This is a genomic window from Chryseobacterium indologenes (assembly GCF_018362995.1).
Lineage (GTDB): Bacteria > Bacteroidota > Bacteroidia > Flavobacteriales > Weeksellaceae > Chryseobacterium > Chryseobacterium indologenes_G.
The window spans coordinates 2,727,438-2,750,772 of sequence record NZ_CP074372.1 but is presented as its reverse complement, the minus strand read 5'-3'; the positions used below and the strand labels follow the sequence as shown (position 1 = coordinate 2,750,772).

The following is a 23,335-nucleotide window of genomic DNA, read 5'->3' as shown; positions in this document are numbered from 1 at the left end:
TAATAAAAGGCAATTCCTTAGCCTTATAATTTTTACAACCAATGGAATTTAAAACCTTAGCCCATATCACAATAGATGAACTTTTATCAGTATTCAATCATTCATTTTCTGACTATGTTGTTCCTTTTCACTTAACGAAACAGGTACTTGTCTCAAAAATTACCGCTGAAAAATTAGACATGGATTTATCCGCTGGGGCATTTGAAGACGGAAAACTGGTCGGTTTTATTCTTCAGTCTGAAAAAGTTGAAAATGGAGAAAAGATAATCTACAACGGAGGAACAGGAGTCATTCCGGAAAGCAGAGGTAAAGGATTGGTGAGAAAAATGTATGATTTTATTATTCCTGTCTTAAAAGAAAGAAATGCCAATACTTTGCTGCTTGAAGTCATTGAAGGAAACCAGCCTGCCATCAGGGCATATGAAAACTTGGGCTTTAGTATTGTCCGAAGGCTGCTTTGTTTTAACGGTAGCATTAAGCAGGGAAAAGAAAATGCTGAGGTTTCTATCAAGGATTTGAAAGACTTTCAATGGGAAAAATTACGTTCTTTCTGGGATATCGAACCTTCATGGCAGGGATCTGTTTTTGTATTGGAGCCTATGCCTGAAAACTATATAACTTTGGGTGCTTATATTGAGGAGAAGCTTGTGGGATATATTGTCTATGGTCCTGCATCGGAAAAAATATACCAGTTTGCTGTAGATAAAAGTTTCAGAAATCAGGGAGTAGGAACGATGCTTTTTAATGCCATTTCGAAAAAAAATGGAGGGCAGACTATAGCATTGAACAATGTAGACGATTCTTCAGAAAACGCCAGTAAATTTCTTAGTGAAAGAGCAGGACTGAACAATTGGCTGTCACAGTTTGAAATGAAAAAACCTATTTAATGAGTTTTTAATTTTGATTCAAAAAAAATAATCGCTTTTAATATACTTTTAATCTCTTAAACTTTTCAGGCAGAAGTATAGGATGTAACTTTGCGGAAAATTTTAAAATAATGAAGCGAGGAATCCATTTTTTACTGCTGCTAATTTCCTTTACGGCTTTTGCACAACAGGTAAATATTGATACAGCCCAGGTGGTGATCCCGGGTAGGCAAAACAGTACAGAGGCTCAATCTAAACCTTATGTGATTATGATATCTACAGACGGTTTCCGTTATGACTATGCTCAGAAATACAACGCTGAACATCTTTTAAAACTGGCTAACGGTGGTGTAAAAGCTGAAGCAATGATTCCAAGTTATCCAAGTATTACTTTCCCGAACCACTGGAGCTTAATCACCGGACTTTATCCTTCCCATCATGGTTTGATTGATAACTTTTTTTACGATTATAAGAGAAAGGAAGGATATGCGATGAGCAGCAAGAAAAATGCGGAAGACGGGAGCTGGTATGGAGGAACTCCACTTTGGGGACTTGCCGAAAAACAGGGAATGATATCGGCTTCTTTAATGTGGGTAGGATCTGCCAGCGAGGCAGGAGGAATGAGACCTACTTATTATTATCCCTACCATGAAAAATTCACCCCTTCAGAAAAAGTGGGAAAAGTAGTGAACTGGCTGAAGTTACCGGAAGATAAAAGACCCCATTTTATATCATTATATTTCCCTGAAGTAGACGGAAGCGGGCATCATTATGGTCCGGATGCCAAAGAAACAGAAACGGCTGTTCATCTGATAGACCAGGCGATTGGTGACCTTGCTCAGAAAGTAAATGAATTAGGATTAAAAAATGTCAACTTTATTTTTGTTTCCGACCACGGGATGATTAAAGTAGACGGTGGTACACCATTGGAAATCCCAGCTGTGCTTTTTGATAAAAACAGATTTGATTTTTACAATTCTCAAACCCTGTTAAGAGTTTACGTTAAAAATCCGGATGAGGTAAAAGCAGTTTATAAAGAATTGAAAGCCAGTAAAACAGGCGATTACGAAGTATATCTGGATAAAAAGCTTCCCAAATACCTGCATTTTTCAACAAGAGATGACAGATACAACAGGATCGGTCAGATTCTTCTGATTCCGAAAGCTCCAAAAATATTCCTTGAAAAAGGAAAGAAAACATCGGTTGGAAAACATGGCTACAACCCAAAAGTTGTTCCGGAAATGAAAGCAACTTTCTTTGCGTGGGGACCGGAATTTAAAAATAATCTGACAATCGGAGAATTTGCCAATATCAATGTTTATCCTTTGGTTGCTGAAGTTTTAGGATTAAAAATTGATCAGCCTATTGATGGAAAACTGAAAGTTTTAAAAGAAACATTAAAAGAGAAAAAATAATCTGAGGATTAAAAAATAAAAATTAACACTAGTTTCGGCGCACCTTTGGTGCGCCGAAACTAGTGTTATAGATTGACTGAGAAATTAAAATTTAGAAGAAAATTCTTTAGCAAAATCTTCCAATTTAACATTTCCTGTAACAGGAGAGCCAAGATCAAGAAAATCCTTTTGAACAACACCTTTTCTTATTCCTCTACCCATTTCAACATAAAGATGTGCCATATCCTCTGGAAGTCCGGCCTGCAGCATTCCGTTTAAAGAATCTTCATCAGAGAATTCTACCCATGGAAGTTCCGGTTTGTTAACAGAAGTACCTAAAACTTTCGCAAAATCAGAAGCTGTTCGTACATCACTTACAATATATCTGATGGTGTTGGTATTTCCGTCTTTTACCAGCTCTTCGGCTGCTGCTTTGGCAATATCATTCGGGTGTACTACTGGGACTTCAATGCTTGCAGGGTAATTAGCACCAATGATTCCTGCATTTTGAATTAAAGGAATATCATTGAAAAAATTATTATAAAAATATCCGGCTCTTAAAAAAGTGAAAGAAGTATTTTCTACGTCGTTATATATTTTTTCAATATTGTGAAGGCCTGCAATAGGGCCGTTTTCTACCGGAGATTCTGCTCCTACGCTGCTTAACATTACTGCTCTTTTTACGTTAGCATTTTTTAAAGCTTCAGCATAATTTTTTCCTGCATTAGTTGTGTTTTCCACAATCTTATCCGGGCTGATAGCTGGAGGAGTCATTACAAAAACAGCATCTGCGCCTTCAAATGTCTGAGTCAAAAAGTTAGCATCTGTGATAGAGCCTATAGCTGGAGTTGCACCAAGAGATTCAATGTCCTGTTTTCTTGCACCGCTGCTGCTTATTACCGTAATAGTATGCCCTTCGGCAATTAATTGTTGTGCTAATGGTTTAGCTACATTTCCTAATGATCCTGTGATTACAATTTTCATCTGTAAATATTTTTTTATTTCTGAGAACAAAGTTATATTTGTACTTACTTTTATGCAAGTACTTACCCTAAAGTATGTAGATATGACAGCAATCAAAGAAAGTTCAACCATTCAGGAAAACAGAAAGACGGTACAGGATTGTCCTGTAATGTACGTTATGGAAAGAATCGGTGGATTTTGGAAACCGATTATCCTGTTCAATCTTTCCACCGGAGAAAAAAGATACAGCGAATTGAAAAAAGCAATTCCTGCCGTAACGGAAAAAATGCTCATTCAGCATCTGAAGCAGCTGGAAACAGATGGATTGATTATCAGAACGGCGAAACCTGTAATTCCTCCACATGTTACTTATAAATTAAGTGAAGCCGGTAATGAGCTTGCTCCCGTTATTGATGCCATGGCAGCCTGGGCTTTTCAGGATATGGAAAGACATGATAATAAATGTGTTAAAGGAAATCAATATATCGTAAATCAGGCTCAGAATACATTTAGTCAAAATCTAAAAAAATAAAAACAGGCGCTTTGGATTGAAGCGCCTGTTTTCGTTATTATTCTCCAGAAGAATTACAAAGACTGCATATCAATCACGAAACGGTATTTTACATCGCTTTTCAGCATTCTTTCATACGCATTGTTGATATCCTGCATTTTAATCAGTTCAATATCAGAGACGATATTATGTTTTCCACAGAAATCTAACAACTCCTGGGTTTCTGCAATACCTCCGATCAAAGATCCTGCAACAGAACGACGCTGGAAGATCATTGGTCTGGTGCTTACTTGTGTTTCCTGGAATTCACCTACGAATCCTACAAGAACCAGGGTGCCGTTCAGAGACAGCGTTTGCATATAAGGATTGATGTCGTGCTCATAAGGTACTGTATCAATGATAAGATCAAATTTACCCTTTACAGCATCCATTTGAGAATCATCAGTAGAAATTACTACATGATCTGCTCCAAGCTGTTTGGCATCATCCGTTTTTCCGGGAGTTCTTGAGAACAACGTAACTTCAGCTCCCAATCCTTTTGCTAATTTAATAGCCATGTGTCCTAAACCGCCTAACCCTACAACGGCTACTTTAGAACCCGGCCCAGCATTCCAGTGTCTTAACGGAGACCATGTAGTGATTCCTGCACATAGAAGAGGTGCTACTGCTGCCAGATCCAGATTTTCAGGAACACTTAAAACAAAATGTTCATCAACCACTACTTTTTGGGAATATCCTCCAAAAGTATGGCCACCAAGATGTTTGTCTTTTCCATTGTAAGTCCCTGTAAATCCATTCTGGCAATATTGTTCCAGATCATGTTGGCAGCTGTCGCAATGTCCGCATGAATCTACCATGCATCCTACTGCTGCAAGATCACCTGCTTTAAATTTCGAAACTTCGCTTCCTACTTTGGTAATTCTCCCCACAATTTCATGTCCCGGAACTACAGGATACAAAGATCCGCCCCAGTCATTTCTTGCAGTATGAAGGTCAGAGTGGCATACTCCGCAGTATAGAATTTCAATTTCTACATCTTTTGCAGTGACTTCTCTTCTTTCGATATTCATTTCTTTCAGATCTGTCGTGGTAGACTCTGCTCCATAAGCTTTTACTGTAATTGTACTCATTTTTTTTATATTTAGTTTATTTAGGATAAATTATAGTGTCTTTTATTTGTTATGGTCTGGTTGCTTTACAATCCGTTGTCAAGTAAGTCTGCCGTTTGGAGTGAAAATCCATAACGATACAAAAGTCGAAACTTTTCAATAAACTGTACTTATACAGATTACCGAATTACCTACCAATTTTACAGACCCTATTTCAGTTACACAGGAAAGTGGTAATTTTGAATAGAAATAAAAATATACTTCATGGAAAATCAGGAGGTTGAAATCTATAACAGTGTCTCGGAATATAATAAAATGGCCAATCATGAAACCCTGCATCCCCTGGTAAGCATCATAGATTTTTCCAGATCCGATCTTATCTGTCAGCACAAAAGGAAATTCGGCTTTTATACCGTTTTTCTGAAAGATGTAATGTGCGGAGATATGCTGTATGGAAAGCACAGCTACGACTATCAGGAAGGGACATTGGTTTTCATTGCTCCCGGACAAACCTATGGAATCTATAATAAAGATAAGTTTGTTCAGCCTGCAGGTTTTGCCCTGATCTTTCATCCTGACTTAATAAAAGGAACCAACCTAGGGAAGAATATGAAAGACTATTCCTTTTTCTCTTATGATGTACATGAAGCCTTACACCTCTCAGAAAAAGAAAGGGAAGTGGTACTGGACTGCTTTAAAAATATTAAGCTGGAACTGGAACAGGCTATTGATAAACACAGTAAATCTTTAATTGTTAATAATATTGAACTGTTCCTTAATTACTGCATGCGTTTTTACGACCGTCAGTTTATTACCAGAGATTATATCAACCAGGGAGTGATTGGAAAATTTGAAAATCTGGTTGATGATTACTTAAAATCTGAGGATCCGAAAAATATAGGTTTTCCCATGGTTAATTATTTTGCAGAAAAACTGAACCTGTCTGCCAATTATTTCGGTGACCTGATTAAAAAAGAACTGGGAATTTCTGCACAGGAATTTATCCACAACAAACTTATTGATATCGCCAAAGAACAGATTCTGGATCAGGCAAAAACAATCAGTGAGATTTCCTATGATTTAGGTTTCAAATATCCGCAGCATTTTACAAGGCTGTTTAAAACTAAAGTTGGTATTTCTCCAAGTGAATATAAAATCCTGAACTAGTTTTTTTAACACTAGCATTACTAATCTTTAACAAATAACACAATTCAAATTAGTAGATATTAGAGTTCATTGTTTAGATTTTTTTCAACACAAATAACACTAATTTTTTCACAAATAACACAATTCAAATTAGTGAATATTAGTGTATTCATTTGTGACATTCGTGTTTAGATTTTTTTTCAACACAAATAACACTAATCTTTTCACAAATAACACCATTCAAATTAGTGGATATTAGTGAGTTCATTTATGACATTCGTGTAGATTTTTTTTCAATACGAATAACACTAATCTTTTCACGAATGACACCATAATTATTTGTGAATATTAGTGCATTTATTCGTGAGATTTGTGTTTAAATAATTAAATTTAAAGAGCAAAGTTTTCACCATTCCAAAGATGACACCAAATCAGCAAGAAACCTTTATTTTTAATACCCGTTTCGGGAGAATTATAGCATTGAAAGAACAAGGAATTATCAGGGCTAAAAGTATTCGCTATGCCTATTCTGAGAGATTTCAAAAACCTGTTGCTGTAAAATTTTCATCATCTGATATTATTGCTCCTGAAAAAACTCCGGTGTGTCCTCAAGCTTTAAGTCCACTTGTAGAAAAAATGATTGGTACGACCCCTGTTGAGAGCTTTGAAGCTGATGAATCTACACAATATCTTTCAATCACCCGTCCTGAAACAGTTTCTGAAAATGAAAAACTTCCCGTTATAGTCTGGATTCATGGAGGATCTCATGAAATAGGCTGTGGTGATCTTGCCACTGCAGATCCCGCGGAATGGGTGAAAGAACAGCATGTCATTGTTGTTGCTGTTTCATATCGATTGGGATTATTTGGATTTTTAGGTGGAGATGAAACAAGGCCCGCCAATCTTGGCTTGTTGGATATAATCGAAGCATTAAAGTGGATAAAAACCCATATTGCAGATTTCAATGGAGATGAAAACAATATTACCCTTCTTGGACAGTCTTCAGGAGGTGATGCCATTGCGCATTTAATGATTTCTGAAGGAGTGGAGGATTTATTTCAGCGTGTTATTATCCAGAGTGCACCTTTGGGCTTACGTCATCAAAGACAGAAAATGTCTGCGGAATTTCTGAAAAAGACAGAAATATTGAAAGATGAAACTGATGTCTTAAAAATGATGGATGAATACGGGAAATTTTTACCATCTATCATGAAATACGGTCTGAAAGCAGCGATGCCTTTTGGCACTCAATACGGATATTTCCCTTTATGCAAAGAAGAAGAATCAGTGGAAATGTGGAAAAAGAATGCCCGGAAATATGATGTACTCATTGGTTTGAATAATGATGAAACTGCTTTTTATCTCAAAACTTCTGAAGCTTTAAATAAATATTTCGGAAAAGGATTTGGCTTAAAGCTTATGGATAAAACGGTTGAAAAAACTACAGCATTTATCTATGGGAATCCTGCAAAGCAATTTGCACAGAATCTTGCTGAAGCTGGTGGAAATGTTTATTTGTTCAGAATTCATTCAAAACTGAAAGATAATCATATCGGGGCTCCTCACTGTATTGATCTTCCTTTGATCTTTGGGAATGAATCTGCCTGGAAATCTTCCGAACTGCTGAAAGATATTCCCTGGAGCCGTATTCATGAAAACGGTAAAAAATTACGGACGCTTTGGGCTGAATTTGCCAGAACCGGAAAAATAGCTGATACCTCCGAAAAACCGGAAATCCTAGAACTCAAAAAGATGTAATCTCATAGCAAGCTTAGAAAATTTCTAATTCTAACAAATATCTCAACTGGAGACGCAAACATTCTCCTCCTCTGGAAGTGTGTCGAAAATTCAAAGAATTTTTGACGGGGTGGTTTATCCCTGCCTTCAATATTTATTCTCAGATTTTACTATGGATTATATATACTAAATCAAGTAGTTAGTAATAAATATTCGCAATAATTATAATTTTTAATGTATATTTAATTACTAAACCATAAAAAATAATAATTATGAAAACAAACAAAGATTTCAAAGTAAAAAAACTTAGACGTGAGCAACTGAAGACCCTAAAGGCGGGAGATCTAAATTGGGGTAAAGTATGCTGTACTTCAAACGAAGATGGACAATGTTGTGAATGGGCTACAGATATTTGGAATTGCCGATATATTTATTGCTAATTGAAAGTCTTGTCAAGGTTTTAAACCTTGACAAGGCTCTTACTCAGGGATCCAAACGCTTACATTTCCTGCCGGAACAGGGAAATTTCCCCATCCGTTTTCATCAATAGTTATTTTTTCTTTGAATCGCTTCAAAAGATCTTTAAATTTTTTTCCTGCATAAAGCTGTCCTACTTCCATAGGCTTGTTGTAAGCATCTTTATTACTTAATACTACAGCACATCCTGAATGTTCATCATCACCTGTACGAACCCATCCAAGGCAATTGGCATCCTCAAAATAATCCTGCTGGTCACCATAAGCATGTTCTTTCCTTGCTTTTAATAATTCTTCAATTCCGTCCACTTTCGGCATGAATATTTCCTGGTCGTGGCCTCCTGAGTCTTTATCAATATAATGGGCGCCATACAAATCAGGATAAAAAACACATGGATATCCATCTTTTCTCAATAAGATCAAAGCATAAGCAATAGGTTTGAACCAGGACTCTACGGGAGCTTCAAGGTCCTGAAGCGGCTGGGTATCATGATTGGCCACTAAACTGACAGCATGCATCGGGTCTGCCTGGGTAAGAGTTTCATCAAAAATTCTGCGGAGATCATAAGAACCGCCTTCTTTTGAAGCATTATGAAAATTGTTTTGAAGAGAACTGTCGAAAAGGCTCATGCAGCCTTCAGTCACTTCAATATACTTTTGAAGCAGATGAAGATATCCGGGAGCCCAGTATTCACCTACGGCAAAAATATTTTTTCCAGAATTGGAACGAAGCATAGTGAGCCATTCTTTATAAAAGTCAAACGAAATATGCTTCAAGGCATCCAGTCTCACTCCATCGAAATCTGTCTGGTCAAAATACCACTTTGCCCAGTGGTTAAGCTCTTCCCTTACAAAAGGATTTCTGTGTTCGATATCATTGTACATCAGGTAGTCGTAATTCCCTTTTTCATCGTGAATCATTTCTTCCCAGTCATCGCCATATTCAGACTGTATTTTATAGATGTGGGATTCCATACCTTCTGCGTAATCTACGCCACTAAAGCAGGTGAAGTTCCATTCAAAATCAGAATATTTTTTTCCTCTTCCGGGAAAGGTAAATTTGGTATAAGACTCAATTTCGATAATATCGGAAATAATTTTTTCCCTGTTCTCTTCATCTACTTTTACCACTTTGAATTTCTCCAGTTCATCACCTCCGGCTTTATGGCCAAGAACAATATCGACGATGATTTGTATATTTTGTTTCTTTAGGGCTTTAATGGCTTTTATATACTCGTTTTTTGTACCGTATTTGGTGGGGATAGTTCCCTTTTGGTCAAATTCTCCTAGGTCATAGAGATCATAAGCGTCATAGCCGGTAGAGTAACCGCCATTTGTTCCCTTGTAAGCGGGAGGAAACCACACCGAAGTAATTCCTAGTTTTGCTAAATATCTGGCCTGTTTTTCGGCTTCTTTCCACAACTTTCCGTTTCCTTCAGAATACCAGTGAAAAAACTGAATCATGGTTGGGTTCATAAATTTGCTGATTTGATCAATACAAGTTAGCGAAAAAATATGACCTAATCACTTTCAAATTCTTCAAACGGGATTTTTAGTTGAACGGAAACCTGTTTTTTTTCTTCCGTATTCAGCTGGGAGAGAGAGAGTCCGAGTAGACGTACGGCCTTATCGAATGGGCGGAGTTCCCAGAGCTTTCTTCCTGTGTTGAAGTACTGTTCCGGTGACGAAAAATAATCTTCCCGTGTGATGCTTCTTGTGAAAAGGGAGAAATCCTTATATTTTATTTTTAATGTTAAAGTTCTTCCGAGAATATTATTTTTCTGTAATCTTTGATGAATTTCCTGAGCAAGACTTTCCAGCTTTTCATTAATCTGCTGTTCATCCAGAAGATCTTCAAAAAAAGTTCTTTCCACAGCCACGCTTTTCTGAATCCGATGAGGTTTTACTTCAGAAGTATGAATCCCCCGGACTACATTGTAATAATGGATACCGGATTTTCCAAAAAGTCTCATAAGATCTTCAAGTGATCTTTTTTTTAAGTCTTTTCCTTTATAAATTCCTAAACTAAACATTTTATTAGCCGTAACTTTTCCAACTCCATAAAATTTTTCTACAGGCAGTTCTTCCAGGAAATGCTCCATTTTATCAGGATGAATGGTTTTTTGTCCATTTGGTTTATTGATATCGGAAGCTACCTTGGCCAAAAACTTATTGACTGATATTCCTGCAGACGCCGTCAATCCTGTCTGTTCAAAAATTTTCTGACGAATTTCCTTTGCGATCAGGTTGGCAGATTCCATTCCTTTTTTATTTTCGGTGACATCCAGATAGGCTTCATCCAGAGAAAGAGGTTCTACCAGATCAGTATATTCATAGAAAATTTCCCGGATTTTTTTTGAAATTTCTTTATATCTGGCAAATCGGGGAGGAACAAAAATAAGATGCGGACATTTTTCTTTTGCGGTCTTGCTGGGCATCGCAGAGCGTACTCCATATTTTCTGGCTTCATAGCTTGCCGCAGCAACTACACCACGATGCTGTCCTCCAACTGCAATAGGCTTGCCTTTCAATGTAGGATTATCATGCTGCTCCACAGAAGCATAGAATGCGTCCATATCCACATGAATAATTTTACGAAGGGGCAAAGAAAAATCCATATACAAAGATATGGATTCCTTTATTTACGGTAAATTATTTTCAAGAAGGGAAGTCTGAAGCTGGGAGAGGGAAGTTAATGAAGACAATATAGAAATGGATGATTCATGTATTGAAGTTAGCTAAAGACTAAATGATCATTTATGGTACTTAAATTACTTCCATCTTCGATCTTCCTGCTTCCAACCTCTTACGGTTTCAGTCTCATGGTGAGAAGATGAGGTTCAAAACCTGCTTTTTCATAAGCTTTTATGGCAGATTCATTCTGAGCATATACATCAAGTCTTACCTCACTGATTCCCTTTGATTTTGACCAGGAAACAAGCTCATCTGTAATCACTTTATTAATCCCTTTACCTCTGTGCTCGGGTTTTACATACATAAAACCGAGATAGGCATATTCTTTAAACTGATAATAATCTTTTTCTGCTTTTTTGATCAGGGCATATCCTGATGCAACGATTTCATTATTCTCCTCGGCAACAATTACAGTAGCATCTGAAGACTGTATAAGATGTTTTAAATCATAATAATGAATTTCTCCTTCAATAAGTGTGCTGTTGAAAGGTCTTTCTGCAGTAACAATTCCTTGCTCAAATTCTAAAAGGATCTCTAAATCCTGTTCTGTGGCTTCTCTTGTGATCATGGTGTTATATATCTGAAATTTTAAAACTCATTGAAAGCGATGGTTTTCAATGAGTTTTATGTTTTTTGGATTAAAATAAATGAAGTTATTTTAAAAGTTGATCTATGGTTTGCTGAAGTTCAGGATCTTCAGGTGATATTGCATAATATTTTGCGATAGAAGATTTCTGATCGATTATCATATATCTTGGAATCCAGTTAAGATCTACATAATTGTTGAAATCATTTTTCCATCCTGTAGAAAACCAATAATTTTCTTTGTCTTTCATCTCAAATCTTTCCAGACTTTTTTCAAACCCTTCTTTTGAACGGTCTAATGATAGAAATACAAAATCAATATTTTTGTTGTTATCTTCCAGTTCTTTAGCTTTTGGAAGTGCCTTTAAGCAATCTCTACACCATCCTGCCCAAAAATCAATAACTAAAACCTTTCCTTTATGCTGATCAAGAATCTGCTGGATGGTAACGGCTTTTCCTTCTTCATCTTCCAGTTTCTGTTGCAAAGCCTCTTTTGAAAATCCCGTTTTAAGAACGGCAGGAACTTTTTGTGAATAACTCATCCCAAAAATACCTATCATAAAAATTAGTATCAACTTTTTCATCTCGTACAATTTCATTTGTACAAATCTAAACAATGAATTGCAATCTGGGATTGATTTCTGGTGAATTAGGAAAAATTTATAATATTGATGGATTCTATTGGGTAGGAGAGTGAAAATGTGGAACCACTCTGTCAAAAATTCTTTGAATTTTCGCCACCCCTCCGTGAGAGGGGAATGTTACGTCTTCAGTTTTAATATTAGGATTATTTCTACTGATAGTTTTTAATCAAGCCTTTCACAACGGCAATTACATTGGGCATTGCTTTATTGGCTGCATTTAAAACCTCTTCGTGAGAAACGGCAAAAGCTATATCCGGTCCGCCAAGATCTGTGATTACGGAGACGCAGAAAACATCCATTCCCATATGTCTGGCAACAATGACCTCAGGAACAGTGCTCATTCCTACCATATCACCGCCGATGGCTTTGATCATGCCGTATTCGGCCGGAGTTTCAAAAGTTGGTCCTTGTAGTGCTACGTAAACTCCCTGATGGGTTTTTATTTGGTGATCTGCAGCAGCTTTTTCCGCAGTGGCAATCATTTTTTTGTTATAAGGCTCGCTCATATCCACAAAACGCGGTCCAAGCTCATCTATATTTTTCCCCCGAAGCGGATGCTCAGGCATCATATTGATGTGATCTTTCAGAATAACGATATCTGCAACACTGTAAGCAGGATTTACGCCGCCGCACGCATTGGAAAGAATCAGGTTTTGAATGCCCAGTAAATGAAAAACTCTCACAGGAAAAGTTACGGTTTCCATCGAATGTCCTTCGTAATAATGGAAACGGCCGCTCATCATCAGAACTTTTTTTCCTTCCAGGAGTCCATAAATCAGTTTTCCGGTATGCCCTGCTACTGTAGTTTGTGGAAAATGAGGAATGTCTTTGTACTCTAAAACATGGATCGGTTCTACTTCATTTTGTAGTTTTCCCAGCCCGGATCCTAAAACAACCGCAAAATCAGGTGTTTCCTGAATAATATTTTTAATAAAATCTGCGGTCTCTTTAATTTTTTCTAACATAATCTAAGATGATTTGATTGAATTCTTCTTTCTTATCAATCAATACATTGATAGGCCAGTAGTAAACAATTTCTCTAAGATAGTCAAAAGTTTTCAGACGTACATAGTCTTTCTCTGTGGTTAATATCAGTTTATATTCCCCTAATTTTTTATACTCGGCAAGGATTTTTTTAATATCATCGTCCGTGAAATTATGATGATCCCTGAACTTTAAATGTTTTACCCTTTTTGAAAATTTTGCCAGATGTTCCAGAAGGGGTTTAGGATTGGCAATTCCGGTGATCAGTAAAATATCATAATAATTCAGGTTATTATCCGGAAGCATTTTATCTTTTCCGTATACATTTTCGTCATAACCGATGGATGAAAAGAAAACTTTCTGTCCATAAGAAGGTCTTATTCTTGAAATATAATATCTTTTTGTTTCCTCAGTCAGTTCATCGGGACATTTGCTGACCATAATGATGTTGGCTCTTTTATATCCTGCTCTGGATTCTCTCAGATCTCCTGCCGGAAGAAGATAGTCTTTGAAAAAAGGATCATTAAAGTCGGTCATTAGAATATTGAATCCTGCTTTGATGGCTCTGTGCTGCATAGCATCATCCAATACCAGAACTTCAAGGTCCATGTCTTCAATTACTTTTTTGGCTCCGGGAACACGTTCTTCGGAAACAGCAATGACAAAACGGTTTTTAAAACGTTCAAAAAGCTGCATTGCCTCATCACCCACCATTTTGTAATTACTTTCATAATTGGTTACTTCGTAGCCTTTTGTCAGCCTTCCGTAGCCTCGTGAAAGTACTCCGGTTCTGTAATGTTTGGATAGATATTGGGCAAGATACATCACCATGGGTGACTTTCCGCTTCCGCCCACAGAAAGGTTGCCGACATTGATTATCGGTGTTTTGAATTTTGTCGATTTAAAAATTCCCAGATCATACATTGTGTTCCGGATACCCGTTACCAAATGATAACCAAGGGAAAAAGGATAAAGGTACCATCTTTTCATACGATTGCAAAAATAGGAATTTTCATAAGCATTTGGTATATTATTCTCAAAGACTTTTCAACAAATATTTCGTTAAATTAAAGTATTTTTGTGGAGTTATTACAATACATTGAGATACTTTATAGAATTTTCTTACAACGGAAAGAATTATTTCGGCTACCAGATACAGCCGGATGCCATTTCTGTACAGGAAGAACTGGAAAAAGCACTTTCCACAATTTTAAGGGAAGAGATTAAAACTACAGGAGCAGGAAGAACGGATACAGGGGTTCATGCCAAAAAAATATTTGCTCATTTTGATACGGAAAAGGAAGTAAACGATCAGCTTCCACGCAGGCTGAACAGTTTTCTTCCGCCTGATATTTCCATTAAAAGGATTTTTCCGGTAAAAGATGATTTCCACGCCCGTTTTGATGCTACGTACAGAACCTATGAGTATTATATCTCACTGGAAAAAAATCCATTCACTCAGGAATCGGCCTGGCAGCACTGGAAAAGAGGATTGGATATTGATGCCATGAATGAAGCCTGTAAGATTCTTTTTGAATACGAGGATTTTACCAGTTTTGCCAAATTAAAAACCGACAACAAAACCAATATCTGCAAAATCTATAAAGCAGAATGGGAACAGAATGGTTCGGAACTGAAATTTACTGTTTCGGCTAACCGATTTTTGAGAAACATGGTTCGTGCGATTGTGGGAACAATGGTAGAAATAGGAACCGGAAAACTGAAACCAGAAGATCTTCGTACTGTGATTGAAGATAAAAACCGCAATGCTGCCGGAACTTCAGCTCCGGGACATGGGTTGTATCTTGTGGATGTTGGTTACGAATTTTAATAAATATCCTGTTACCAATTCATTTGTGACAGTCAGAAAACTCGTTTGGTTACAAACGGCCTTAAAATAAACCTTCTGAGGACTCGGGAGGTTTCCCGCAAGTTGCAGGAGACGTTCCGAGATATCGGGAGGTTTCAAACAAGGTTGTTTTATTGATTACAAATTTATTTTTCATCTTTAATGAGGAATAAAATGGGTTTAATTGCCAAAAAATCAGCTTGTCACCAGACTAAGGATATTCATTCTGTAAATAACAGGTATCTGAAATTTTCTATGACGATTTGCAAAAGTTGTAAAGGCAGTCCGGTTATAAAGTCTTATTTTTGCATAGAATTTTTATTTTAATTCTTTCTTTCGATTCGTACAATGAAAAAACAAGATACCTGGGGGATTATAAAAAGGCTGTTCTTTATCGGAATGAAGTTCCGTTCATGGTTCATCCTTACGCTTATAATTTCTATTTTCCTTTCCATTGTTTCTACTTACAGGCCATATCTTACTATGCAGGTGGTGGATAATGATATTACAAAGCTTCATGATAAGGCTTTGATGATGAAACATATCTATATCCTTGTAGGATTGGTGTTTGCTGAAACGATTTTAAACTTTTTCCTGGTTTATTTTTCAAATTTTATCTCACAGAATGTGATCAGGGATATCAGAGAGCGTTTATATGCTAAGCTGATTTATTTTAAGACTTCATTTTTTGATAAAACGCCTATAGGACAGCTGGTAACACGTGCGGTAGGAGATGTGGAAACAATTGCCACTGTATATACGGATGGTTTCCTGATGGTTTTCGGGGATATTCTGAGAATCCTGTTTGTATTGGTCATGATGTTCAGTACCAATGTTCATCTGAGTTATATTACGCTGGCTATTTTACCTTTAATGGTAGTCATTACAAGATTTTTCCAGAAAAGACTGAAGAAAGCTTTTGGAGATGAGAGAAACTGGACTGCCAATCAGAACTCTTTTGTTCAGGAAAGACTGGCGGGAATGTCTATCATTCAGGTATTCAACAGACAGGAAGCTGAATTCAAAAAATTTGATGACATCAATATTACCCTGAAAAGTGCATTGCTGAGAACCGTATTTATTTTCTCACTGTTCTTTCCTGTAGTAGAACTTATTTCTTCGTTATTCATAGGATTTATTCTTTTCTATGGAGGATATATTACCATCAGTGCCGGAGTCGTGATTGCATTTATTCAGTATATTTCAATGCTGATCCGCCCTTTAAGACAGATTGCTGACCGTTTCAACAATATCCAACGAGGGATTGTAGGAGCGGAAAGGGTACTGGGATTAATGGATGAAGAGAATTCAATGCCGAATAACGGTACGGTAAAGAAAGACCATTTTGCAGGAAAAATTGAATTTCAGAAAGTACATTTTGCCTATGATGAAAAGCAGGAAGTTCTGAAAGGTATTGATTTTAAAGTAAATCCAGGAGAAACAGTCGCTATTGTAGGGGCAACAGGTGCCGGAAAATCTACCATTATCAGTCTGATCACAAGATTATATGACATCAACTCCGGAAATATTCTGATTGATGATGTGAATTTAAAAGATTATGAGCTTTATAATCTGAGAAGCCACATCGGAGTCGTTTTGCAGGATGTTTTCCTTTTCCATGGAAGTATTTTTGAAAATCTTTCCTTTGGAGATGACAGCATAACTTTAGATAAAATAAAAGCAGGTGCCAGAGAAATTGAGGTAGATCAGTTTATCCAGCAGCTTCCTGGCGGATATGATTATGTAGTGAGCGAAAGAGGTTCGTCAATCTCTTTAGGCCAGAGACAATTGCTGTCTTTCCTGAGAGCCTATTTATCAGATCCGAAAATTTTAATTCTGGATGAAGCAACATCCTCCATTGACCATGAAAGTGAAAAACTGATCCAGAGAGCAACAGAAAAGCTTACAAAAAACAGGACCTCCATTATTATTGCGCACAGGCTTTCCACTATTGAAAAAGCAGATAAAATTATTGTGATGGAACATGGTAAAATTGTAGAAGAAGGTAAGCACCTTGAGCTTTTGGATAAGAACGGATATTATTCTACTCTTTACAAAGCCCAGCTGCGTCATGAAGTAGAATTGGAAGAAGAAAAAGAATCATAATCCATAAGGAATGATAATAAACAAAAAAGAGAGTCATTACGATTCTCTTTTTTATTTAAATATATAATTCATTTAATGCTTTTTAAAACTACAGAAAACAAAATTCTGAACAGTTTCAAAAGGGGTGATATGATCTTCAGTAATGCATTTTATTTTTTCAAAGCTTGCTTTAAATTTTTCTGATAATGATTCCTCATCATACTGCTGAATATCCAATCCACTGCATTTCGTAGGTCCGTTTTTGGAAAAAGTTCCAAGGATCATAAAGTTATTCACATTCTTTTCTGCAATGTCAATATATTTTGAAACCTGTTCCGGAGTTGTCAGGAAGTGAAATGCAGCTCTGTCATGCCAGATGTCATAAGTTTCCGAGGGTTGAAAAGCGGTAATATCGGTTGCGATCCATTTTACTTTACCCGCTAAATTTCCGAGTCTTTTCTGTGCTTTTTCCAAAGCGTTGGCAGAAATATCAAGGACTGTAATATTCTCATAACCTTCTTCAAGAAGAAAATCAACAAGATTACTGTCGCCGCCGCCAATATCAATAATGTTGGCATCTTTTCCCAATCCTGAAGATTTGATAAAGTCAAGGGAGGTCTGTGGTTTTTTCTGGGTCCAGCTTACCTGATCAGGGTTTTTGGTTTCGTATACGTTTTCCCAATGGTTTTTGTTGTCGGAAGAACTCATGATTCTTTTAATTGATTGTTTATTTCTTCAAATTTATTAATTAATTCATCAAGTTTCCCCTGTTGTTTCTTTATTGTTTTAGGTCTTAAATAAAACCAATTGAAAGCAATCCATGCTAATGTTACCGTATAGGTCAGAATCGCTGCGCCTACTGTCATTCTTGAAGTGTATTCATACATATAAAGGCATATTCCCAGAAAAAGCATAATAAAATATAAGTTGAGAATAGTGGTCTGCATAAATTTCTGCTTACTCTTTACCACATATAAACTCTGCAGATATTCATTATTCGACTGAGTCTTATCAATTTTGTAAAAAACCATAAATATTTTATTATAAGCAAAAAGAAACATAACCATGGCCAGAATGACAAGCACAATCCCGATTTTTGTAGTAATCATCTGAGGCTGGAAACGATACCAGATATAAATGATTAATAATGAGGTGGTGATTAGTCCAATATTGGCCAGAATCAGCTTACGAAGATTTTGATTTCGGAATTTTTTCAATTTACCAATAAGCTCTTCCAGATTGGGTTTGTTGGAAGTCTGCTGCTTCCATATATTTTTGAAATCGATATTAGAATCCATTTTCTCTAAACTTTTGTGTTAATTTTTCTTTTATCCTGTGAATCTTTACCCGTATATTGGATTCCGAAAGTCCTACGATATGTGCTATCTCAGCCTGTTTTACCTCTTCCAGTTCCAATGAAATAATAATTCTGTCTGTTTCCGGCAGCTCCGAAATAAACTGATACAGCATTTGTATCTGAGGTTCCATAGATTCCTGCTTTTTTTCTTCCAGATTAACAGGCAGATCTGTTTTTGTAAATTTCTTTTCCTTTTCAATCTGCCGAAGACAGTTATTAGAAGCTATTCTGAAGATCCATGTTCCTACGCTGGATTCATTTCTGAATTTCGGAAGCTGTTGCCATACAATGATAAATGTTTCCTGGGCAAGATCCTGGGCGAGGTCAGTATCATTCACATATCCCATACACAGACGGAATATCCTTTGCCAGTAGAGTTCGTATATCTCTTCAAAAGCCATTATTTCGAAGATAAAAAGTGAGTAAGCTGATTAAAGTACCAATCTTTATCATCATACATAATGAAATGCAATCCTTTTGAAGCATATTGCATATTGGCATTTTTTAAATTTTTGTACTGACCTTCAATAGTTGGTTTCAGGTTGGTAAAAAAAGATTCCAAGAGAATAAGGGAAGGACATTGTATATTTTTTATTTTATCTCTCAGATCGGTATTGGAAAAATCACAGTACATTTTAGCGAATGTTTTTCGGTCAGATTTCATGCTCCAGCCGATAACAGTTTCCTGCATAGAAGTATCTGCCAGAAGACGCGGCATCATCTGTGTCTGCATTTTGCGGAACTGATCATCACTCATAGCTGTTAATTGAGTAATGGTAGAGGAGCAGTCATTATTTTCTTTAGAGGTAAAATTAGGATCAGATATCGCGGTCAGACAAGGAAGCGTATCTACAATAACGATTTTTCCTACCAGCTCAGGATAGTCTGCGGCAATAGCCAGGGCAAGGCCGCCTCCCATGCTGTGTCCGATGATAATAGGTTTGTCAATTTTATTATTCTTTATATAAGCGGCAATTCCTTTTTCCCAATCTTTAAAGCTGGCGTCTGACTGTGGTTTTGTTCCGGCAAATCCTGCCATCGTCAAAGTATAACAAGTAAAGTTTTTTTCAAATTTTGAAGTCGTTTCATTCCATACATCCCCGGAAGAGGCAAATCCCGGAATAAATAATAAAGACTGATCTCCTTTTCCGGTTTTCTTTACTTCAAACGGATACACTGTTTCCTGACCGAAGATATTGCATGCCGCTAAGAAAAATAACATGATGATAAGAAGGAATGTAAATTTTTTCATGATTTCTAAAGTTTTAAGGTTTATTTGCCTTTTAGAGACGAACTTCAAAAAAATGTTACACTAGATTTTAATTTTTTTTGAAAAAAATATTCCTTTTTACTCCGAAACCCTTTCTATTAGGGGGGAATTATATGAAAATATTTTAGCAATTTATTCTTAAATAATAAACTTTAGTGAATTTTTGAATACATTATTGAAAAGATTAATCTAATATTTTTCCATAAAACCTGCTGATATCAAAATAAAATCCCGGAATTTTATATTTACCTTTTTCAAATTCCTGATAATCGCATTTTCCATTGTGGCTTTGTGCTTTGGTTTCCATTTGAAACCTGTTTAAGAGTACATATTCATCTGTGACAGTAATAACGTGAAATCCTGTCTCGCATTTCAATCCGTCACCAGAAGTAAGAATAGCGTTTAGTAACCCATGGAAATTTCCCGCAATCTTTTCAGCAGTAGTATCATCATTATTTAAATGATATAAATAAGCAAGATAATTCATAGCCCGCAGATCCAGTGGGTTTTCATCCAGAGCATCCAGAAATAGTCGGATTCCCTTGGAAAGATCTTTTTGTGAAATACCTTCCCCACGATAATATTTGGCCACTTCTTCAGCTTTCTTGCCTGTTTTATAGGGTTGATAGTCTTTTTGAAAGGTGTAGCCGAAGTAAAGATGACGGTATTGACTGCTTGTAAGAAGCGTATCATTCTGTTTTAATCTTTTTAAAAGTTTCGGATAATACAATTCCGAGTTTTTATCTTCAATATTTTTTTGAATGGCAGCATAATCGGGTGCCTTAAATTCCATCTTTTGTGCATGCAGGAAAGTAAGCAATATTAAAAAGAATAAAGAGAAAAATGCTTTAATATTCATAGTTTATATAACGTTGTTGTGATTTTTTGGTGACTTAAAAATACGGAATATGTATCAATAAGATAAAAGTTTACGCACTGTTTGCAAAAAAAGCAATAAAATGTTGTCAAAGTGTTATTTTGTGTCGATAAATTTACTAACTTTATTCGGAATTTAAGAGATTACCCCTTACCTTGAAAGGGGTTAATGGAATTTTTAACTAAAAAACTAAAAATATTAATGAGCAGTAGTATCCAAGATGAGTTTAAAGTCTTCAAAGACGAATTGAGAAAGTTGAATATCGAAGTACAGAAAGTTGTAAAAGTAGGAAACGGTAGTATGGATTTCCACGAGGTTTTCTACAAATCACCGAGGTATGAAGAGGTAAAAAGTATATACGTCCAGCGTCATAATCTGGATAGTATGATTGAAAAATTTAAGCAAGCCTATCATTAAGAAATAGAACGTGCGCCGCAGAGAATCTGCGGCGCACGTTTTTATAAAGCTGTATACTATTAATCTTTATCAAGTGTGGAAGTTTCCTTTGTATCTTTCATTCCGGCATAAACGATCAGGGAAAATAAAATACATCCCGTAATATACCAGTAGAAATAACTTTCTGCTCCTGCCTGTTTAAACCATAAGGCAATATATTCTGCGGTTCCCCCGAAAATAGCTACTGTCAGTGCGTACGGGAGTCCTACCCCCAGCGCTCTGATCTCTGAAGGGAAGAGTTCTGCTTTTACAACAGCATTGATGGAGGTATATCCGCTGACAATGATCAGAGATGCCATAATCAGGAAAAAAGCAGTCCACATTGAAGTGGTTGTACTTAAAGCGGTAAGAAGTGGTACAGTGAATAACGTTCCCAAAATTCCAAAGCCCAAAAGAATCGGTCTTCGTCCAATTTTGTCCGATAATGCTCCGAAAACAGGCTGCAGGCAGGCAAATATAAATAATGAAATAAATGAGATAAGGGTAGATTGCTCTTTAGTCAGATGAACAGTATTTACCAGAAACTTTTGCATATAAGTGGTATAGGTGTAGAATGCAAGAGTTCCTCCTAGTGTCAGCCCGATTACCGTAAGCAAAGCTTTGGGATGCTTGAGGAGTTCTGTTACTGTTCCTTTTTTCTTTTCACTGATTTCTTTTTTATTCTCAAAGGCTTCGGTTTCATGAAGATTGGCTCTTAAATATAAAGCGATAACAGAAAGTAATGCTCCTATAACAAAAGGAATTCTCCAGCCCCATTCTTCAAGCTGGGCCTCTGTTAAAAGTAATTTCTGTAAGATCAGTTGTATTCCCAATGCAATCAGCTGCCCTCCGATCAGAGTAACATACTGAAAGCTTGAATAAAATCCTCTTTTATCTTCCGATGCCATTTCGCTGAGGTAAGTTGCGGAAACACCGTATTCACCTCCTACACTCAATCCTTGTAATAATCTGGCGAGCAGTAATAAGGCAGGAGCCAGGATTCCGATAGTTTTATAAGTAGGAGTAAGGGCAATCAGCAGAGATCCGAATGACATTAGTAATACAGAAAGCGTCATCGCCTTTTTTCTCCCGATCTTGTCAGCAATGCTTCCGAATACCCAGCCTCCAATGGGACGCATCAGAAAGCCTACTGCAAATATTCCCGCTGTATTCATCAGCTGTGCATTCAGGTCAGAATCCGGGAAAAATGAATGTGAAAAATAAATGGCAAAGGCAGCGTAAGCATACCAGTCATACCATTCAACAAGATTTCCTATAGATCCGCCTATGATGGCTTTGATTCTTTGACCAGTAGTGATAGTGGATGAATTCATAAAGTATTATTTCAGACAAGTTTTTCACACCCAAGATACAAATTTCAGAAAAAAATAAATCGCTCTGAAAAAGAACGATTTACAGGTATAGACTGTGTGTTTTTTAAAATCTGTATCCAATAGAAAGCCCGCTTCTGAATCCCGCCCACGGACCATCCACTTTTATTCTGGCTCCGTTGGCATTGGTTTCTACAGTGTATTTTACAAAAGGAATGTCCAGATTTTCAATTTCTTTTTTAAGCTGAGCCTGCATATCAGGAGTCAATACATAATCTGAGGTCATCATAAAATCACCTTTTCCGCTTCCATAGTGCGCGCCGGCAATCCAGAAATCCAGAACAAGATTTTGACTTCGGGTAAGAAAAAATTGTACTCCTACCATCAGACCTCCGCTGTTTCCATTGGTGTCTCCCTGTCCTTTAAGGGGAATTTGATAGGTAACTCCATTGGGACCATTATAATCATAATAAAAATCAAAAGTATTGGAAGTCACACTTGAATACCGATAGTAAGGCGCAAAATAAAATCCTTTTCCATAACCTTTTCCAATATAAAACCTTGGTTCTATGGTGAAATTGGTGGCTTTTATCCTAAGATTCTGGAATCTTTTCTCATCCTCATCTTTCAGAAAGGAATTAATGAATGGTACTTTTCCTTCCGGCATTGTTCCGAACCCGATATTTACTGAAAACCATTGGTTGATGGCCCGCTCATAGGAAAGATTAATATTTCTGAAAGCATAACCTGTGACATTAGTCTTGATGATATTCATCTTTTCTGCCGAACTGTTTTGAATTTCCTGAGCTTCCCATACTGAAAAAAGAAAGCACGGAAGTAATATGAATACTTTTTTCATGACTTTATATTTTGTGATGCTAAATAATACCAGCAAAAAACGGGCTGTATTTAACATAATAATTAGATTTAAAGTAAAATTATTGATAAATCTTTAATATTAACGATCATCAATGTAATATACATCAGGGATTGATTGTCCTAATAGTATAATTCGTCTTTTG

The 23,335-nt window shown here is 36.6% G+C and carries 23 protein-coding genes; 8 read left to right on the top strand and 15 right to left on the bottom strand.

What is annotated here, in order from left to right; genetic code table 11:
• Positions 1-41 precede the first annotated feature (41 nt).
• Both DYR29_RS12420 and DYR29_RS12415 read left to right on the top strand, forming a co-directional pair.
• Positions 42-887, top strand: a complete 846-nt coding sequence (locus tag DYR29_RS12420) for a GNAT family N-acetyltransferase (RefSeq protein WP_213277136.1) — start codon at positions 42-44, stop codon at positions 885-887.
• 110 nt (positions 888-997) lie between these two features.
• Positions 998-2,281, top strand: coding sequence for an ectonucleotide pyrophosphatase/phosphodiesterase (locus DYR29_RS12415; protein ID WP_213277135.1), 1,284 nt, complete (start codon positions 998-1,000; stop codon positions 2,279-2,281).
• Between the two features lie 84 nt (positions 2,282-2,365).
• On the opposite strand, the gene DYR29_RS12410 is transcribed toward DYR29_RS12415, so the two are convergent.
• Positions 2,366-3,244 carry an NAD(P)H-binding protein gene (locus DYR29_RS12410; protein WP_213277134.1) on the bottom strand — a complete coding sequence of 293 codons (879 nt, stop codon included), beginning with the start codon at positions 3,242-3,244 and terminating at the stop codon, positions 2,366-2,368.
• A gap of 82 nt (positions 3,245-3,326) precedes the next feature.
• Between DYR29_RS12410 and DYR29_RS12405 the strand changes: the two genes are divergently transcribed.
• Positions 3,327-3,755 (top strand): winged helix-turn-helix transcriptional regulator, encoded by a 429-nt coding sequence (locus DYR29_RS12405; RefSeq protein ID WP_213277133.1) that lies wholly within the window; start codon positions 3,327-3,329, stop codon positions 3,753-3,755.
• Between the two features lie 53 nt (positions 3,756-3,808).
• Here the strand turns inward: DYR29_RS12405 and DYR29_RS12400 are convergent, their stop codons facing one another.
• Complete coding sequence (locus tag DYR29_RS12400; RefSeq protein ID WP_249413494.1) at positions 3,809-4,864, bottom strand: NAD(P)-dependent alcohol dehydrogenase; 1,056 nt, start codon at positions 4,862-4,864, stop codon at positions 3,809-3,811.
• A 243-nt stretch (positions 4,865-5,107) separates the two neighbouring features.
• On the opposite strand from DYR29_RS12400, the gene DYR29_RS12395 reads away from it, so the two are divergent.
• Positions 5,108-6,010 (top strand): helix-turn-helix domain-containing protein, encoded by a 903-nt coding sequence (locus DYR29_RS12395; protein WP_213277132.1) that lies wholly within the window; start codon positions 5,108-5,110, stop codon positions 6,008-6,010.
• Positions 6,011-6,409: 399 nt separating this feature from the next.
• Entirely contained in the window at positions 6,410-7,747 is a 1,338-nt protein-coding gene (locus tag DYR29_RS12390; RefSeq protein WP_213277131.1) for a carboxylesterase family protein, read from the top strand.
• 458 nt (positions 7,748-8,205) lie between these two features.
• Here the strand turns inward: DYR29_RS12390 and DYR29_RS12385 are convergent, their stop codons facing one another.
• The 6 genes from DYR29_RS12385 to lpxK form a co-directional block, all read right to left on the bottom strand.
• Positions 8,206-9,678 (bottom strand): alpha-amylase, encoded by a 1,473-nt coding sequence (locus DYR29_RS12385; RefSeq protein WP_213277130.1) that lies wholly within the window; start codon positions 9,676-9,678, stop codon positions 8,206-8,208.
• 44 nt (positions 9,679-9,722) lie between these two features.
• The gene (gene dinB / locus DYR29_RS12380) at positions 9,723-10,820 is read right to left on the bottom strand and encodes a DNA polymerase IV (RefSeq protein ID WP_213277129.1); all 1,098 of its coding nucleotides are present in this window, start codon (positions 10,818-10,820) and stop codon (positions 9,723-9,725) included.
• Between the two features lie 188 nt (positions 10,821-11,008).
• Positions 11,009-11,464 carry a GNAT family N-acetyltransferase gene (locus tag DYR29_RS12375; protein WP_213277128.1) on the bottom strand — a complete coding sequence of 152 codons (456 nt, stop codon included), beginning with the start codon at positions 11,462-11,464 and terminating at the stop codon, positions 11,009-11,011.
• An 85-nt stretch (positions 11,465-11,549) separates the two neighbouring features.
• Entirely contained in the window at positions 11,550-12,065 is a 516-nt protein-coding gene (locus DYR29_RS12370; RefSeq protein WP_213277127.1) for a TlpA family protein disulfide reductase, read from the bottom strand.
• Between the two features lie 209 nt (positions 12,066-12,274).
• Positions 12,275-13,090, bottom strand: coding sequence for a purine-nucleoside phosphorylase (locus DYR29_RS12365; protein WP_213277126.1), 816 nt, complete (start codon positions 13,088-13,090; stop codon positions 12,275-12,277).
• Complete coding sequence (gene lpxK, locus DYR29_RS12360; protein ID WP_213277125.1) at positions 13,074-14,099, bottom strand: tetraacyldisaccharide 4'-kinase; 1,026 nt, start codon at positions 14,097-14,099, stop codon at positions 13,074-13,076. The genes DYR29_RS12365 and lpxK overlap by 17 nt, the downstream gene beginning before the upstream one ends.
• An 88-nt stretch (positions 14,100-14,187) precedes the next feature.
• On the opposite strand from lpxK, the gene truA reads away from it, so the two are divergent.
• Together truA and DYR29_RS12350 are read left to right on the top strand one after the other, a co-directional pair.
• Entirely contained in the window at positions 14,188-14,940 is a 753-nt protein-coding gene (gene truA / locus DYR29_RS12355) for a tRNA pseudouridine(38-40) synthase TruA (protein ID WP_249413493.1), read from the top strand.
• Between the two features lie 366 nt (positions 14,941-15,306).
• Positions 15,307-17,064 carry an ABC transporter ATP-binding protein gene (locus DYR29_RS12350; protein WP_213277124.1) on the top strand — a complete coding sequence of 586 codons (1,758 nt, stop codon included), beginning with the start codon at positions 15,307-15,309 and terminating at the stop codon, positions 17,062-17,064.
• A 72-nt stretch (positions 17,065-17,136) separates the two neighbouring features.
• Here DYR29_RS12350 and DYR29_RS12345 read toward each other — a convergent pair whose 3' ends face one another.
• The 5 genes from DYR29_RS12345 to DYR29_RS12325 all read right to left on the bottom strand — a co-directional run bounded on the left by DYR29_RS12345 (position 17,137) and on the right by DYR29_RS12325 (position 20,529).
• Entirely contained in the window at positions 17,137-17,751 is a 615-nt protein-coding gene (locus DYR29_RS12345; protein ID WP_213277123.1) for a class I SAM-dependent methyltransferase, read from the bottom strand.
• Entirely contained in the window at positions 17,748-18,341 is a 594-nt protein-coding gene (locus DYR29_RS12340) for a hypothetical protein (RefSeq protein ID WP_213277122.1), read from the bottom strand. Before DYR29_RS12340 ends, DYR29_RS12345 begins: the two co-directional genes overlap by 4 nt.
• Positions 18,331-18,801 carry an RNA polymerase sigma factor gene (locus DYR29_RS12335; RefSeq protein WP_213277121.1) on the bottom strand — a complete coding sequence of 157 codons (471 nt, stop codon included), beginning with the start codon at positions 18,799-18,801 and terminating at the stop codon, positions 18,331-18,333. The genes DYR29_RS12340 and DYR29_RS12335 overlap by 11 nt, the downstream gene beginning before the upstream one ends.
• Complete coding sequence (locus DYR29_RS12330; RefSeq protein WP_213277120.1) at positions 18,801-19,652, bottom strand: alpha/beta fold hydrolase; 852 nt, start codon at positions 19,650-19,652, stop codon at positions 18,801-18,803. Before DYR29_RS12330 ends, DYR29_RS12335 begins: the two co-directional genes overlap by 1 nt.
• A 202-nt stretch (positions 19,653-19,854) precedes the next feature.
• Entirely contained in the window at positions 19,855-20,529 is a 675-nt protein-coding gene (locus DYR29_RS12325) for a DUF4919 domain-containing protein (protein ID WP_213277119.1), read from the bottom strand.
• A gap of 219 nt (positions 20,530-20,748) precedes the next feature.
• Between DYR29_RS12325 and DYR29_RS12320 the strand changes: the two genes are divergently transcribed.
• Positions 20,749-20,964: a hypothetical protein gene (locus DYR29_RS12320; protein WP_034696179.1), complete on the top strand. Its 216-nt coding sequence runs from the start codon at positions 20,749-20,751 to the stop codon at positions 20,962-20,964.
• Between the two features lie 59 nt (positions 20,965-21,023).
• Here the strand turns inward: DYR29_RS12320 and DYR29_RS12315 are convergent, their stop codons facing one another.
• Positions 21,024-22,316: an MFS transporter gene (locus tag DYR29_RS12315; protein ID WP_213277118.1), complete on the bottom strand. Its 1,293-nt coding sequence runs from the start codon at positions 22,314-22,316 to the stop codon at positions 21,024-21,026.
• A 103-nt stretch (positions 22,317-22,419) separates the two neighbouring features.
• Positions 22,420-23,172: a DUF3575 domain-containing protein gene (locus DYR29_RS12310; RefSeq protein ID WP_249413492.1), complete on the bottom strand. Its 753-nt coding sequence runs from the start codon at positions 23,170-23,172 to the stop codon at positions 22,420-22,422.
• Positions 23,173-23,335: the final 163 nt, after the last annotated feature.